The organism is Streptomyces sp. NBC_01341, from assembly GCF_035946055.1.
Lineage (GTDB): Bacteria > Actinomycetota > Actinomycetes > Streptomycetales > Streptomycetaceae > Streptomyces.
The window spans coordinates 168497-184349 of record NZ_CP108364.1 but is presented as its reverse complement, the minus strand read 5'-3'; the positions used below and the strand labels follow the sequence as shown (position 1 = coordinate 184349).

9 protein-coding genes are annotated in these 15853 nt (G+C 69.8%); 8 read left to right on the top strand and 1 reads right to left on the bottom strand.

Annotation, left to right across the window (positions count from 1 at the left end):
- Positions 1-29: 29 nt before the first annotated feature.
- On the bottom strand, positions 30-3110 hold the full coding sequence (locus OG206_RS00750; RefSeq protein ID WP_327111080.1) for an amino acid adenylation domain-containing protein: 3081 nt from the start codon (positions 3108-3110) through the stop codon (positions 30-32).
- A gap of 145 nt (positions 3111-3255) precedes the next feature.
- Here OG206_RS00750 and asnB point away from each other — a divergent pair, with 145 nt between their 5' ends.
- From asnB to OG206_RS00710, 8 genes are all read left to right on the top strand, one after another.
- Positions 3256-5229 carry an asparagine synthase (glutamine-hydrolyzing) gene (asnB, locus tag OG206_RS00745; RefSeq protein ID WP_327111078.1) on the top strand — a complete coding sequence of 658 codons (1974 nt, stop codon included), beginning with the start codon at positions 3256-3258 and terminating at the stop codon, positions 5227-5229.
- A gap of 61 nt (positions 5230-5290) precedes the next feature.
- Positions 5291-7300, top strand: coding sequence for a hypothetical protein (locus tag OG206_RS00740; RefSeq protein ID WP_327111076.1), 2010 nt, complete (start codon positions 5291-5293; stop codon positions 7298-7300).
- 42 nt (positions 7301-7342) lie between these two features.
- Complete coding sequence (locus OG206_RS00735; RefSeq protein ID WP_327111074.1) at positions 7343-8428, top strand: MupA/Atu3671 family FMN-dependent luciferase-like monooxygenase; 1086 nt, start codon at positions 7343-7345, stop codon at positions 8426-8428.
- Positions 8418-9677 (top strand): MFS transporter, encoded by a 1260-nt coding sequence (locus OG206_RS00730; protein ID WP_327111072.1) that lies wholly within the window; start codon positions 8418-8420, stop codon positions 9675-9677. Before OG206_RS00735 ends, OG206_RS00730 begins: the two co-directional genes overlap by 11 nt.
- Positions 9674-10453, top strand: coding sequence for an aspartate/glutamate racemase family protein (locus OG206_RS00725; protein ID WP_327111070.1), 780 nt, complete (start codon positions 9674-9676; stop codon positions 10451-10453). Before OG206_RS00730 ends, OG206_RS00725 begins: the two co-directional genes overlap by 4 nt.
- Complete coding sequence (locus tag OG206_RS00720) at positions 10450-11742, top strand: ATP-grasp domain-containing protein (RefSeq protein WP_327111068.1); 1293 nt, start codon at positions 10450-10452, stop codon at positions 11740-11742. Before OG206_RS00725 ends, OG206_RS00720 begins: the two co-directional genes overlap by 4 nt.
- A 361-nt stretch (positions 11743-12103) precedes the next feature.
- Positions 12104-12262, top strand: coding sequence for a hypothetical protein (locus OG206_RS00715; protein WP_327111066.1), 159 nt, complete (start codon positions 12104-12106; stop codon positions 12260-12262).
- Positions 12263-12961: 699 nt separating this feature from the next.
- Positions 12962-15835 (top strand): carbohydrate-binding protein, encoded by a 2874-nt coding sequence (locus OG206_RS00710; RefSeq protein WP_327111064.1) that lies wholly within the window; start codon positions 12962-12964, stop codon positions 15833-15835.
- The last annotated feature ends 18 nt before the right edge of the window (positions 15836-15853 follow it).

The window sequence follows — 15853 nt, the reverse complement described above, 5'->3', positions numbered from 1 at the left end:
CGTGTGGTCGGGATCGCCCTGCGGGCCGGTCAGAGGCCTATCTCGTCGACGTACGCGTCGGGCTTGTCCACCGCGGTCTCGACGAAGGAGGCGAGCTGGCGTGCCATGAGCGCGGCACGCTCGGCCGAGAAACGGCCGCGGGCGTACACGAGGCGTGCCTCGTAGCCGGTGGTGAGCGGGAAGACCTCGAACTTGAGGTCGTAGTGGGTGTGCCGCGGCGGGAATTGATGGACCTGCACGGCGACACCGTCGGCCTCTCTGCGCCATGCGGGCATGTTCTGGAAGACGAACAGGTTCTGGAAGAGCGGCAACCGGGCGGCTCCCCGGGCCGGGCCGACCTCGGCGACGATGCGCTCGATGGGCGCCGTCGAGTGCCGCTGCCCCGCCAGGACGCTGGTCCGGGCGCGGTCCAGCACCTGGGCGACCGTCGCGTCCTCGTCGATCTCCAGGCACTGCGGGACGGTCGTGACGAAGTAGCCGACGAGGTCGGCGATCCAGGCCGGCGCCCGGTTCGCCATCGGTGTACCGACGACGACCGTCTCCTGACCGGAGAGCCGGGCCAGCCAGGCCGTGTAACCGGCGAGCAGAGCCATGAACTCGGTGAGACCCTGCGCGCGGCACAGCGCCTTGAGCCGGGACGCGAAGTCCGCGGACCAGTGCAGCGCGACGCTGTCGGCGGGCACGCTGAGCGAGGGCTCGCGCGGCTCGTCCACCGGCAGGTCGAGCCCGTCCGGCGCGTTCGCCAGCACGGCGCGCCAGTGTCCCAGCGACTCCTCGACCGCGGCCCGGTGTTCGGGGCGGGATTCCTGCGTACGCTGCCAGGCCGCCTGGTCGACGATCTGCAGCCGTGCTTCCTCCGACGCGTCCGGCCGCGTCAGCAGCCGCGTCAGCTCATCGGCCAGCAGCGACCAGGTCCAGCCGTCGGCGACGATCTGGTGGGTGACCATGACGAGCAGGTGGTCGCTCGGGCCGAAACCGACCCCACGGGCCCGCAGCGGCGGTCCGGCGGCGAGGTCGAACGGCTCGTACGCCAGCTCCTCCACCAGTCGGCGAACGGTCTCGGGACCGGCGGCGCCGTCGGCACGGTCCGTCCACTGCAGTGCGGGGGCGTCCGAGCCGATGACGGCCCGCGGTACGCCCTCCACGGACTGGAACCTCGTGCGCAGCACCTCGTGCCGCCGCACCAGAGCGGCGAACGCCTCCGATACACGCTCCGCGCTCGTTCCGGTGATCCGGAAGGCGGTGGGGGCACTCATCGCCGTGCTTCCAGGCTCCAACTCCTGGAGGAACCAGAGTCGTTCCTGGTAGGAGTTGAGCGAAAGCCCGCCCTCCCGCGGCACGCGCGAGGGCGCCTCGGCCGCGGCAGTGCCACCGGCGGCGACAAGGGCCCGCAGCCGGTCGAGCGTCGGATCGGCGAAGAAGTCGGACAACGGAACGCCGGCGCCGAACTCCTCGGCGACATCGGCGAGAAGCCGCACGGCATGCAGTGACGTGCCGCCCGCATGCAGGAAATCCGGGTCGGTGGTGCCGAGCACCCTGGCCCAGAGCCGTTCCAGCGAGTCCTCGACGACGGGGTCGTCGGCGCGGGCTCCCTGTTCGGACCGCTCCTCCAGTATGGCGCGCAGCGCCTCCGTGTCGGACTTGCCGTGCGCGGTCTTCGGCAGCGAGTCCACGGGCGTGAGCGTGGCGGGAACCGAGCCGGCCGGCAGGATGCCGAGGAGCTCGTCACGCCACCCGGACCACGGCACCCCGGGCACCGGAACGGCGGCGGCATCCAGGCGTACCACGCCCGCCCCGTCGACGCGCGTCACGACGACGCACTCCTCCACACCGGGCAGGGAGTGGAGGGCCGCTTCCACCTCGCCCAGTTCGACGCGGACGCCGCCGATCTTCACCTGGCGGTCGTTGCGGCCGTGGTAGAGAAACGCCCCGTCCGGACGCCGGCTGGCCAGATCACCCGTCCGGTACATGCGTCGGCCAGGGTCCGCCGGGTGCTCCACGAAGCGCTCGGCCGTGACGTCGGGCAGGTTCAGGTAGCCGCGCGCCACGCCGACGCCGGCGATGCACAGCTCACCGACCTCGCCTGCCGGAACTTCCACACCGTCCTCGCCGACCACCAGCAATTCGATGCCCGTGATGGGGTGGCCGATCGGAACCGGTGCGGTGGGCGGATCGTCCGCGGAACACTGCCAGTGGCTGACGTCGACGGCAGCCTCGGTGGGACCGTAGAGGTTGTGCAGTTCGGCGTGCGGCAGCCGTTCGAAGAATCGCCGGACGAGGTCGGGGCCGAGTGCCTCGCCGCTCACCATGACCGCCCGCAGCCGCGGGCACGAACCGGGCCGCGCCCGGCGCAGGAACTCCGTGAGCATGCTCGGCACGAAATGCGTGACGGTCACCTGCCGCTCCGTCAGGAAGGACTGCAGGTAGGCGGGGTCGCGATGCCCGTCGGGCGCGGCGAAGGCCAGTTCCGCTCCGGTCGCCAGGGGCCAGATGAACTCCCACACCGAGACGTCGAAGGTGTAAGGCGTCTTCTGCGCGATCACGTCCCCCGGCCCGACGGGGAAGCGCTCCTGCATCCACCGGAGCCGGTTGACGATGGCCGCGTGCTCGGTCATCACGCCCTTGGGGCGGCCCGTGGACCCGGATGTGTAGATGACGTAGGCCAGGTGGTGCGGCGCGGCCGAATCGATCGGTTGCGCCCTGCCCGGACCTCGGGGGCCACGGGGAGTCAGGCGCGGGACCGCGCTGCCGGCGAGCGACCAGAGCCGGGAGTTCTCCTCGGTGATGACGGCCGCCGGTGCGGCGTCACGCAGAAGACCCAGGATCCGCCGGTCCGGATCAGTGGTGGACAGCGGCAGCCAGGCGCCGCCCGCCCGCAGGACGCCGACGATCGCCACGGCCAGGTCGGTGGAGCGCTCGAGCTGGAGAGCCACGACACGGTCGGGCCCCACCCCCGCCTCCACCAGCCGCTCGGCCAGGGCGGCCGAGCGTGCGTCGAGTTCGCGGTAGGTGAGGACCTCGCGGTCGTCCGAGACCGCCCGCGCGTCGGGAGTGCGACGGAACTGCTCGACCAGTCCCTCGCCCAGCGACTCCGGACCGGTACGACGCACGGCGATGTCCCCCTGGTGAAGTGTCTGGCCGACGGGTCGACCAAGATCGCTGCGGGCTGGATACGAGACGGAACCATCGCACGTCAGAGACCGCTCCGAAAGATCGATACGGGTCAAAGAATCTTTTACTTACAGTGACCAACCGGTGTTGTACGCTGCCCCAGTCCCACCCGGTGGTCAACCGCTCCGACCGGCGGGCCCGGTCGCAGAAGCGGCACAACGCAGCAATTCGGAAAGGGTGTTGACCGTGTGTGGACTCGCGGGCTTCGTCGGGCCACGACACGATCCCGGGGCGGCGCGCGAGACGCTCGACGCCATGAGCGCGGTGATCGGACACCGGGGGCCCGACTCCACCGGATTCCACGTCGACGAGACCGTGGCCTTCGTCTTCGCGCGGCTCGCGATCAACGACCTCGGAGCCGGCGACCAGCCGATGTACGACGAGAGCGGCCAGATCGTCGCCATGACCACCGGCGAGATCTACAACTACCGCGAACTGCGTGACCTCCTCATCGGCCGCGGCCACACGCTCCGCACGCGCTGTGACACCGAAGTGATCCCCCACCTCTACGAGGAGTTCGGCCGCGACTTCGTCACCCGCCTCGACGGGCAGTTCGCGGTCGTGCTCTACGACCGCCGTGAACAGCTCTTCATCGGTGCCCGCGACCACTTCGGCGTCACGCCGCTCTTCTACGCCCATCGCGACGGCGAACTGGTCTTCGGCTCCGAGATCAAAGCCCTGCTGAAGCACGACGCGGTGCCGCGCCGAGTCGACCTCGTCGGCCTGGACCAGGTGTTCACCCTTCCCGGTCTGGTGAGCCCGCGGACGATGTTCGAGGGCGTTCACAGCGTGCCGCCCGGCACCGCAATCGAGTTCCGCCCCGGCGGTGTGCCCAGGACCTGGACGTATTGGGACATCGCATACCCGCGCACCGAAGCCGAACTGGAGCATCACGACGAGTCCTATTACGTCCGACGGGTCGAGGAGTTGCTGGTCCGCTCGGTCGAAAAGCGCCTGCAGTCCGACGTGGGGGTCGGCCTCTACCTCAGCGGAGGGCTCGACTCCTCCCTGATCGGCGCCATCATGCGACACCTCATGCCCGACGCCGAGATCCGCTCGTTCGCGGCGGCGTTCCCCGAGCGGGAGCTCTCCGAGAGCGACTACCAGCGGCTCATGAGCAGTGTGCTCGACACCCGTCACACCGAGCGCTTCGTGCACGGCGAGGAGATATCGTCCCGGTTGCGCACGGTCGTGCAGCACACCGAGTGCCCGCTGAAGGAGTCCTTCAACTCGGCCGCCCACGCGCTCTCCGAAGCGGTGCACGGTGCCGGGGTCAAGGTCGTACTCACCGGACAGGGCGCGGACGAGCTGTTCGGCGGATACATCGGCTACCGCTTCGACCAGATCCGGCGCTCCCAGGCGGCAGGTGTGGGCACCGACCTTCGCGAGGCCAGAATCCGCGAAGGCCTCTGGGGGGACGAGAACTTCTTCTACGAACGCAACGATGCCGGCTTCCGGGCGACGAAGACCGCACTCTATTCCGCGGCCGTCCGCGAGCGGCAGAAGGAGATCGACTGCCTCGGCCACCCGTTGGTCGACCGCAACCGGCTGGTGGGCCTCCACGACCTGCACCGCCGCTCCTACCTCGACCTCAAACTGCGGCTGGCGGACCACCTGCTCGGTGACCACGGCGACCGCATGGTCTTCGCCAACTCCGTCGAGTCCCGCCATCCGTTCCTCGACCGGGAGCTCGCCGAGTTCCTCGCGATTGTTCCGCCCGAGCTGAAGCTCAAGGGACTGGAGGAGAAGTACCTCCTCAAGCAGGTCGCCCGGGACTGGATCCCGCGCAAGATCGTGGACCGCGAGAAGTTCGGCTTCACCGCACCGGGCAGCCCCCACCTGATCAGACAGGACGATCCCGCCATCGAGGCCCTGCTCTCCCGGGAACGCATCGAGGCGGACGGTTACTTCGACCCGGACCGCGTGGAACGACTCGTCCGTGAGTACAGCACGCCCGGGTTCCGCATCAACGTCCCCTTCGAGACCGACCTGTTGATGACCGTCATCACCTTCAACCTGCTTCTCGACCTGTACGACCTGCCCGCGTACACCGCTTGACGACAACGCGGACGAGTACCGGCCGGCCCATGGCCGGACCACACCTCAGGGGGACACACGGATGCCGCAGACCGATCCCACTCACAGCATCTCCGAGCGACTCAGCCGCTCCCTGTCCGGACCGGAGGGCGCCCTCACCCTGGCCCGTATGCAGGTGCTGGGCCGACCCGCCGAGCGCTCGACCGACCTGACCGCGCCCACACCGTCGGGCACCGGCGTGGGCGTATGGCGAATGGCGGACGGACAACTGCTCCAGGACACCGGACGCCGTGACGAGTGGCGCTACTGGGCGGACCGGCCGGAGATCGCCCTCCGCCCCGGACACCGCCGTGTCGCCGTACTGGGGGAGTCCGCGGCGCGCGGCTACTTCTTCGACCCGGCGTATTCGCTCGCCGGCCTCGTCGACGCCGCCCTCGACGGCTCAGCCGTGGACGTCCTCGACCTCGCCCGCACCAACTGTTCCCTGGACGAGCTGCTGCGCACCGCCGCCGAGGCACTCGCGCTCGGCGCCGACGCGCTCGTGGTGCACGCCGGGAACAACTGGAACAACGTCGACCCGACACCCGTGGAGCGCCACGAACTCGCCCTGCGGCTCGAAGAAGGCGGCTTCCCCGCCGCCGCGGCGTCCTTCCGCGCCCTCGTCACCGACGTCGCCGCGAGGGCGCTGGACCTTCTTCGCGACCTCGCCGCGGACGTCCCCGTCGTCCTCGTCGTCCCGGAGTTCAACCTGGGCGACTGGAAGGACGAACCGCTCCTCGACTGTCCCGCCCTGCCCGCGGGACGGATGCGGCGCCACCTCCGCGCCCAGGAGGAGGCCGAGCGCGCCCAGCGGGACGGCGACCTCGGAACAGCCCGCACGCTCAGCGCCGAGATGACCGCGCTCGACGGAGGCTCCAGCCCTGTCCCGCACCGGCTGGCAGCACAATGCGCGGCGTCGCCCGACGAAGCGCTCACCGCTCTCCGCGCCGCCAAGGACGCGGTGGTCAGCCCCTTCACCATCCACTCCCCGCGCACCCTCGCGTCCGTGCAGGAGGTGATGCGCCGCAAAGCCGGCGAGTCCGGGTTCCACCTGGTCGACCAGGCGGCACTGTTCCCCGGCGGCGAGGACGGGATACCCGGCCGCCAGTACTTCCTCGACTACTGCCACCTCACGTTCGACGGTCTGCGTGCCACCGCCCTGGCTGTCGCGGACGCCCTCGGCGCCGCCCTGCAGCTGCCCGAGCGGTCCGCCTGCGTCCCGGCCACGCCCGCAGCCGACCGGCTCGCCCTGGCCCACTTCCTCGCAGCCGTGCACAACGCCCACTACGGCCAGCCCGAAGACGTGCTGCGCCACCACCTGACGAAGGCGTTGGACGCCGACCCTTCGGTCGCCGACCGCTTCGAGGACTACCTCGACTACCAGACGAGGAAAGCCCCGAACTGGATGTGCTCCTCCTACGAACGCTCCGCCCAGGACCCGGCCTTCCGCCGCTACATGGTGGTCGGCGACGGCCGGCTCAACGGCAAACTGGCCGACCACACCTTGCGCGAAGCGATGCTCGACCTGCTCGAAGGCAAGGGCGTCACTGCGCGAAAGCGGTACGAGGACCTGCTCGTCGCCGAACACGCGGGAACCATCGACCTGCTCGCCGACGCGAACCTCGCCACCACGTTCAACGAGCGCCGCCAGGCCGGCGTCGGCCTGCGCGTGGCGTACCTCCGGGCGAGTTCCCCCCGCACCCGGTCCACCCTGGTCGTCGACGGTCCCGCCCCCCACCTGGTCGAAGTCACCTGGCGGCTGCCGGTCGGGCACCCGGACGGGACCGCGACGGTCGAGGTCAACGGGCACCAGGTGGGCACCGCGCAGGCAGGCCCCTCCTGGACGACCCGGGAGTTCACCGTGACTCCGGACGTGCTGCGCCGCGGACGCAACACCGTCGAGATCCGCTGGCCGGACGGGGGAGACGGCAACGACACGCTCGTCGCCCGGGCCGCGGATCGCCTGGAGTGCGGCGAGACCGTCCCCAGTCACCAGGTCCACGGTCACATCCACGGCTGGTCGGTGACCCGGGTCGTACCCGCAGCGGTCTGATCCGTCCCCGCTACCGCGTTACGAGACACAGGAGAGTCCCCCTTGCGCTTCAGCGTCATGTTCTTTGCCTCCGGCGAGGCGGCCCCGCAGGAGACCTGCCGGACGGTGCTGGAGGCCAGCCGACTGGCCGACGCCCACGGCCTGGACGCGGTGTGGACTCCCGAGCGGCACTTCGACCAGTTCGGCAGCGTGTTCCCCAACCCGGCACTCACCAGTGCCGCGCTGGCCACCGCCACCCGGCACATCCAGCTGCGGGCCGGCAGTCTCATCTCCCCGCTGCACCACACGGTGCGCATCGCCGAGGACTGGGCCGTCGTCGACAACTGGTCGTCCGGCCGCGCGGCCGTCTCCTTCGGCTCCGGCTGGAACGCCAACGACTTCGTGCTGGCGCCCGACGTCTACGCGTCGCGCCACCAGGTCATGCTGGAACAGATCGACACGGTGCGCGCCCTGTGGCGGGGCGAGGACGTCGAGCTGCCCAACGGCACCGGGCAGCCCTTCGCGGCCGGCCTGCACCCGAGGCCCGTCCAGGCTGAACTCCCCATCTGGATCACCTCCTCGGGGAACCCACGGACCTTCCAGGACGCCGGGACCCGTGGCCTCAACGTGCTGACCCACCTGATCGGTCAGGATCTCGACCAGCTCGCCGAGAAGGTGGCGGGATACCGCAAGGCCCGCGCGGACGCGGGTTTCGACCCGGCCACCGGGACGGTGTCTCTGATGCTGCACACCCACCTGGACGACGACCCGGATGCCGCCGAGGCCCGCAGCCGCGCACCCTTCCGCGACTATCTGAGATCCGCGGTGAAGCTGGAGCTGCGGGCGGCCCAGGGCGGCGGCACCATCAGCGGCGGGCACGTCCTGCCCGACGACGAGATTCCGGAGGACCTCCTCGAGGAACTGCTGGACGCCACGTACGAGCGCTACCTGCGGGGCGGTTCCCTGATCGGCTCCCCGGACACCGTCAGGAGCACGGTCGAGCGGGTGGCGGCTGCGGGCGTCGACGACATCGCCTGCCTGGTCGACTTCGGCGTACCCGGCGAGCGGATACCCCCGGTGATCCCGCTGATCGGCACCCTCGTCGGAAACCGCCGCACCGAAGGTGAGGGCGTCGGGAGTGAGCACTGACCTCGCCCTGTGGGCACGTCTGCGCGATGTTCTGATGCTGCAGCGCCGGGAGACGAGACTGCTGCTGGCGAGTGTCACCGCCGACTCCTTCGGCACCGGTATCTTCACGGCGACATCGGTCCTGTTCTTCACCACTGTCCGGGACTTCAGCGTGTCCTCCGTGGGACTCGCGATCTCCCTGGGCAGTCTCTGCGCGTTCGTCCTCAGCCCCCGCATCGGCGCCCTCGCGGACCGGGTGGGGGCGCAGAAGAGCCTCATCGTGCTGTTCGGTGTACGGGCCGTGGGCTACGGCCTCTACCTCCTTGCCGAGCAGTACTGGATGTTCGTGGTGCTCGCCTGCATCGTGACCACGGCCGACCGGGCGAGCCCCGCCATCAACCAGGCGCTGATGGGCCGGCTCTTCGAGGCCAAGGACCGGGCGACGATCCTGGGCACCGTGTTCTCCGCGCGCAACGGAGCGATCGTGCTCGGGTCACTGGCGGCCACCCTGCCCGTCGTCACCGACTCCGCCGCCCTGTACCTGGTGGGCATCGGAATCAACGCCGCGTCGTTCATCGGCGCCGCGATCCTCGTGTCCAGGCTCCACGTACCGGCGGCGAAGCCCGCGGACACGGGCCCGGTCAAGCAACGCGGCGTCAGGGCCACCCCGTTGCGCGACCGGCGGTATCTGGTGATCACCGTCGTCAATGGCGTGGCCATGACGCACAACACGATCCTGTCGCTCGTACTGCCCCTGTGGATCGTCCAGTCGACGGACTCTCCCCGCTGGAGCCTCACCGCACTCCTCGCGCTCAACGGCGCGCTGGCCATGGCGGCGCAGATCCCGGTGAACCGGATGTTCGCGGACTTCTCCGCCGCCCTGCGCGCGTCAGCGCTGGGCGGTGCGGCCGTCTGCGCCGCCTGCCTCGCGTACGCCGGGGCAGGCGCGGTGGGCAACGCCTGGGCGGCACTCGCGATCCTCGTGATCGCCATGCTGGCCCACACCGCAGGCGAGAGCCTTGTCATCGCGAGCACGCCGCTGTCCTTCGAACTCGCCCCCAAGGAGTCGCTCGGACAGTACTTGTCCTTCTACAACCTGGGCCGGGTGGGCCAGGACCTGGTCGGTCCGCTGCTGATCGTCGGGCCACTCGTACACCAAGGCACCCCCGTATGGGTGCTGGTCGGCGTGGTCGTGATGCTCGTCGGTTTCGTGCCGTGGGCACTCCTCAAGGACGACACACTCGCGGTGAACGTGCGGTCGGCACGGTGAGCGCGGTCATCTCCGGATCCCGGAGCGCGACACAGGCACCCGATCCGGCGGCGTCCGGCATCGTCGGCGTGCTCGGCGGCATGGGACCCGCAGCCACGGCGGACTTCTTCGCAAAGCTGGTACGGGAGACGCCCGCCGCCAGTGACCAGGAGCACCTGCGGACACTGGTGTGGTCCGACGGCACCGTGCCGGACCGCACCGACGCCATCCTGTCGGACGGGCCGAGCCCGCTGCCCCGCCTGCTCGAAGGGGTGCGCCTGCTCCAGTCCGCGGGGGCGGCGATCATCGCCATGCCCTGCAGCACCGCGCACGCGTTCCTCCCGGACCTGCGGCGTGCCTCGGCCGTTCCCATCCTCAGTATGATCGACGCCAGTGTGCGGCGGCTGCGCGGGGCCGCGCCATCGGTCTCCCGAGTGGGGCTCCTCGCCACCACGGGGACACTCGTGACGGGGCTGTACCAGGAAGGTCTGCGTGAACAGGGCATCGACGCGGTCGTCCCCCCGCCGCTGCTGCAGCAACGGTCGGTGATGCGAGCCGTGCGGCTGATCAAGGCCGGCGAGCTGGAGGCCGCCGAGCACGCACTGGTCCCGGCGATCAGATGCGTCGCCGCAGCCGGCGCGGGGATGATCGTCGCAGCATGTACGGAACTCCCCCTGGTGCTCGGTCACAGGGCCGAGAACCTCCCCGTCTTCGACCCCACCACGGCACTGGCCCAGGATGCTGTGGCGCTCGCCGGGCGTCTTCCGCGCCACGAACACACGAAGGAACGAACATGAACATGCGCGTCTGTCTCGTCTCGCCCAAACCCCCGATGCTCCAGCGGGCCAGGGGGCTCAAGCTGGATGTGGTCTGCGTGTACACGCCCGAGGAGTTCCGCAAACTGCCGGCTGACGCACTGGTCGCCGAGATCTGCGTGGTGCACCCGCCTCGGTCCGACTCCCGGGAACTGGTGGACGTCGTACGGGCGCTGCACGACCGTCTGCCGTTCGCCGGCGTGGTGACCGTACAGGAGGAAGGCGTCCTCACCGCCGCCCTGCTCAACGACGCGCTCGGCCTGAACGGTGTCTCCGCGGAGACCGTGGCGCTGCTGACCGACAAGTGGCGCATGCGACGGCACACCGCGGAGCGCGGCGTCAGCGCCGTGCGGGCGGCCGTAGCGTCGAGCCTGGAGGAGATCAGGGAGTTCGGCGCCGCCCAGGGATACCCGTTGATCGCCAAGCCGCTGGGAGGCTCCGCGAGCATCGGCATCCACAAGATCGACAGCGCCGAGGCGGCCGAATCCGCGTATGCGGCGCTGAGCGGGCTCGACCTGAAGCAGTTCCTGCTGGAGGAATACCTCGAGGGCCCGGAGATCAGCGTGGATGCGCTCTCCTTCGACGGCCGGCACGTGCCGATCGCCATCGCCGACAAGATCACCGGAACCGGCTTCGTCGAGTTCGGACACGCCATTCCCGCGCAGCTGGACCCCTCCCTCGAGGAGGACGTGTGCCGCACGGTGTCCGACTTCCTGGACGCGGTCGGCCTCCGAAACGGTCTGTCGCACACCGAACTGAAGCTCACGTCGGCCGGTCCCCGGGTGATCGAGAGCCACAACCGGCGCGGAGGCGACCGGATCAACACCATGACGCACGCGGTCTACGGCATCGACCTGGAGGAGGCCGGCCTCGCCTGGGGCGCGGGTCAGCTCCAGCCGCTCGCCGGACGTCCCGAGGCTGACGGCGGCGCGGCTGTCGTCTTCTTCGAGGCCGAGCCCGGCCGACTGGTCGCCATCAAGGGCGCCGACGAGGCGCGGGCCCACTCCGGTGTCGTCGAATTCCACCTCAACTTCGAGGTGGGCCAGGTCATCCCGCCGGTCCGCTGGTCGCTGGACCGCGCCGGGTACGTGGTGGTGACGGCCGAGACGGCACGGGCTGCGCAGGACCTGGCCCAGGCGCTGGCCTCCCAGGTGCAGTTCGTGACCGAGCCCGCCCCGGACGCCGAAGAGGACGGTGCCGCGAGCCGCCGCCGGTACCGCGATCTCGTGGCAGAACTCAACCAGGTCCCTCACGTCGATGCACTGACGTGAGGAGATGACCTGCGAAGCAGGCAGGGCGACACCCGGCGTCTCCTCGAACGGGGTATCGCCCTGCCCGCCGAGGAGTCGTCCCTGCCCGGCGCTCGTCGATGCCGATGTCGCACACACGTGACCACACAGCACGCATGACGGCGGACCTGGTCGGCCTCATCGGCGGTGGGTGCCCCGGCCGGACCGAGCAGCGTGCCTCAGAACCGCCGCGAAAAGCCCTTCGCGAAGTCTCTCTTCGACCGCCCGCCGCACCTCAGCGACCGTCCTCGCGGCCCGCGCGATCGTCTCGGCCATTGCTCTGCCGGCTTCCGCGCAGGACAGCGACCGACACCGCCCCACACCCCGCGTCGTCATCAGCGACGTGCAGGCCGACAGCCAGGGCCGCGACACCCGCACCGACCTCTTCCAGGACCGCCGCGCCTACGTCCGGGACAACTACAGCGACACCGCAGCCCTGCGCGACGCCCGCGGCCGCACCGTCGATACCGACTCCTGGGGCCACAACCACCACCGCCGCTGACCAAACCCGCGGCCACGCGAAGCTGACCGCTGAGTGGCATGCCCCCACGTAGGGGCAGGGCAGGAACGTCACCCACCGGGGCCAGCTTCCGCGCCAACCACCAGCTCGCTGCTGCACGAAAACCAGCTCGCACACGAAGCGAATGTGGTGTGCTCCCCGATCAGCTTCAGTCGTCCGGGCCCCCTCAATGCCGCAGCCCGGACGACTGGAGCCGATCGGGCACCTTGCCTCGGTTTGCGCGTGGCCATTTCGCCCGGACGGCCGCCCGACGTCCCGCGGCCGTCCTGGTGGCTCGCGCAGCGGCCGTTCCTCCGGCTTCCTCCGCAGGTGCCCTGTACGGCCGGGAGCGGATACACACAGATAGTTTGAATTATGAACTAAAGTGTCAGCGCGGTGATATTCCGCCCATGCGTGGTGCGTTGGGGCTGACACGCCGTCCGGCGCCCGGAGGATTCCGGGAATTTGACCACACGCTTGACAAATTAAGTCCACATTGCCAGCATGCAAAAATCTCGCGAGTTTCCGCACGTATCCCGATGGCGCAACGAAAGCTCTCGCAGCTTCAGCACGGATCGGTACGGCTGCTTCCCGGGTGACGGGACATCACCCGGGCGCAGGTTCCTCCCTCAGTGACACGGCAGCGTGCTAGCCGCGCGCTCACGCCTGACTCACTCCCCCCAAGGCCAGGAAGGACGCTCCATGTCAGGACTGTCAGGACGGTCACGGCCGAGACATACGTGGTTGAGGTGGCTCACGGTACTCGGCCTGGTGGTCAGCGGCGGTGCCCTCGTCGGCCCCGCCGCCTCGGCCCACCCCGGTCACCCCGAGCACGAGGCCGCTGCTGCGGCCATCCCGGCCGGCGACTACCAGCAAGTACAACTTGCCTTGGGCTCAGCAGAGTTGGGCGAAGCTATGTCGCTCGCGGTCCTGCCCGACCGGGCCGTCGTGCACACGGCCAGAGACGGCACGGTCCGCTACACCGACGCCGCGGGCAACACCAAGACGGCCGGCAAGCTGGACGTCTACACGCACGACGAGGAGGGCCTCCAGGGTATAGCCGCCGACCCGGGCTTCGCCTCCAACCGCTATCTGTACCTGTACTACTCACCCAAGCTCAGCACCCCGGGGGGCGACGCCCCCGTCACGGGCAGCGCCGCCACGTTCGAGGCGTGGAAGGGGCATCTCAACCTGTCCCGCTTCACCCTCAGGACCGACGGCACCCTCGACCTGGCAAGCGAGAAAGTCGTGCTCGAAGTCCCCAACGACCGTGGCCAGTGCTGTCACGTGGGCGGCGACATCGACTTCGACGCTGCTGGGAACCTCTACCTGACGACCGGTGACGACACCAACCCCTTCGAGTCGAGCGGCTACTCGCCGATCGACGAACGGACCGACCGTAACCCGCAGTTCGACGCCCAGCGCTCCTCGGGCAACACCAACGACCTGCGCGGCAAGGTGCTGCGGATCAAGCCCACCGCCGCCGGTGGCTACACCGTGCCCGTCGGGAACCTCTTCGCGCCCGGCACGGCGAGCACCCGCCCCGAGATCTACGCGATGGGATTCCGCAACCCCTTCCGGATGTCCGTCGACAAGGCCACCGGTGCCGTCTACCTCGGTGACTACGGACCCGACGCGGGCGTCACCGACGGCAGCAGGGGCCCGAGCGGGCAGGTCGAGTTCAACCGGATCACCGCCCCGGGCAACTACGGCTGGCCGTACTGCACGGGTACGAACACCGCCACCGAGACGTACGGCGAGTACACCTTCCCGAGCGGTCCGTCCGCGGCGAAGTACAACTGCGGCTCCGGCCCGGCCAACAACTCCTTCCGCAACACCGGCCTGCCGACCCTCCCCGCCGCCAAACCGGCGTGGATCCGGTACGCCGGGGACGCCGGCTCGCCATCCGAGTTCGGCAGCGGCTCCGAATCCCCCATGGGCGGCCCGGTCTACCGCTACGACGCGGCGCTGAACTCCAACGTCAAGTTCCCCCAGTCCCTCGACGGACGCTTCTTCGCGGGCGAGTACGGCCGTAAGTGGATCAAGGCCATCGAGGTCAAGGCCGACGGCACCCCCGGCGTCATCGAGGCCTTCCCCTGGACCGGTACGCAGGTGATGGACCAGGCCTTCGGGCCCGACGGGGCGCTGTACGTCCTCGACTACGGCACCGGCGGCAACAACCAGGCCCTCTACCGGGTCGAGTACATCGGCGGCAGCAACCGCAACCCGGTCGCCAAGGCAGCCGCCGACAAGGTCTCGGGACCGACGCCGCTCAGCGTCGCGTTCTCATCGGCCGGCAGCTCCGACCCCGAGGGCCGAGCCCTCACGTACGCCTGGGACTTCGGTGACGGCACCAGCTCCACCGCGGCCAACCCGAGCCACACGTACACCACCAACGGCACCTTCCGTCCCACCCTCACGGTCAAGGACCCCGAAGGGCTCACGGGCTCGGCCAGTCTCGTGGTGACCGCGGGCAACACCGCACCGACGGTCACGCTCCAGTCCCCGAAGGACGGCCAGCTGTTCTCCTTCGGTGACACCGTGCCCTTCCAGGTGTCGGTCAGTGACCCCGAGGACGGTGCGATCGACTGCTCGAAGGTCAAGGTCACCTACCTTCTCGGCCACGACGAGCACCGGCATCAGATCACCCAGACCACCGGATGCTCCGGCAACCTGACCGTGCCCGCCGACGGCGAGCACGACAGTGCGGCCAACATCTACGGAGTCTTCGACGCCGAGTACACCGACGCTGCCGGGCTGACGACGCACAGCGCGCGCATCCTCCAGCCGCGCCACCGGCAGGGTGAGCACTTCGGTGCGCAGAACGGCATCCAGGTCGCCGCGCACGGCACGGCGGAGGGCGGCAGCACCGTCGGCTTCACCGACAACAACGACTGGGTGTCCTTCAAGCCGTACAACCTCGCCAACGCCACCCGGTTCACCGCCCGGGTCTCCTCGGGAGGCGTCGGCGGCACGATCGAGGTACGGGCGGGCTCCGCCACCGGCACACTGCTGGGCAGCGCAGCCGTCGCGCCGACCGGCGGTTGGGAGAACTTCGTCGACGTGTCGGCGAACCTCACCAACGTCCCCACAGCGAGCACGGAGTTGTTCCTCGTCTTCAAGGGCGTGACCGGACAGGGCAACCTCTTCGATCTCGACGCGTTCACCCTCGCCACGGGCAGCACCGGATCGAGTCAGACGGTCGAGGGCGAGTCGTTCAGTTCCGGGCAGGGTGTCCAGGCCGCCGACCACGCCCCCGCGAGCGGCGGCAGGACCCTCGGCTACATCGAGAACGGCGACTGGGCGGGCTACGCGGCGGTCCCGACGGCCGGCACCAAGACCTTCAGCGCGAAGGTGTCCTCGGCAGGCGCGGGCGGCACCATCCAGATCCGCTCCGGGTCGGCGACCGGCGCCGTGCTCGGTTCGGTGGCGGTCGCCAGCACCGGCGGCTGGGAGACCTTCGCCACGGTCTCGACCACGCTGACCGGTACGGCGTCCTCGGGCACACTGTTCCTCACCTTCACCGGTGGCACAGGGTCCCTGTTCGACATCGACACCCTCACCCTCACCAAGTGACGGACGGGAAGGGATCAT

Bases quoted from the DNA above. Each gene is read 5' to 3' on its own strand.
- OG206_RS00710 (WP_327111064.1), top strand. From the start codon at position 12,962: ATGTCAGGACTGTCAGGACGGTCACGGCCGAGACATACGTGGTTGAGG.
- OG206_RS00720 (WP_327111068.1), top strand. From the start codon at position 10,450: ATGAACATGCGCGTCTGTCTCGTCTCGCCCAAACCCCCGATGCTCCAG.
- OG206_RS00740 (WP_327111076.1), top strand. From the start codon at position 5,291: ATGCCGCAGACCGATCCCACTCACAGCATCTCCGAGCGACTCAGCCGC.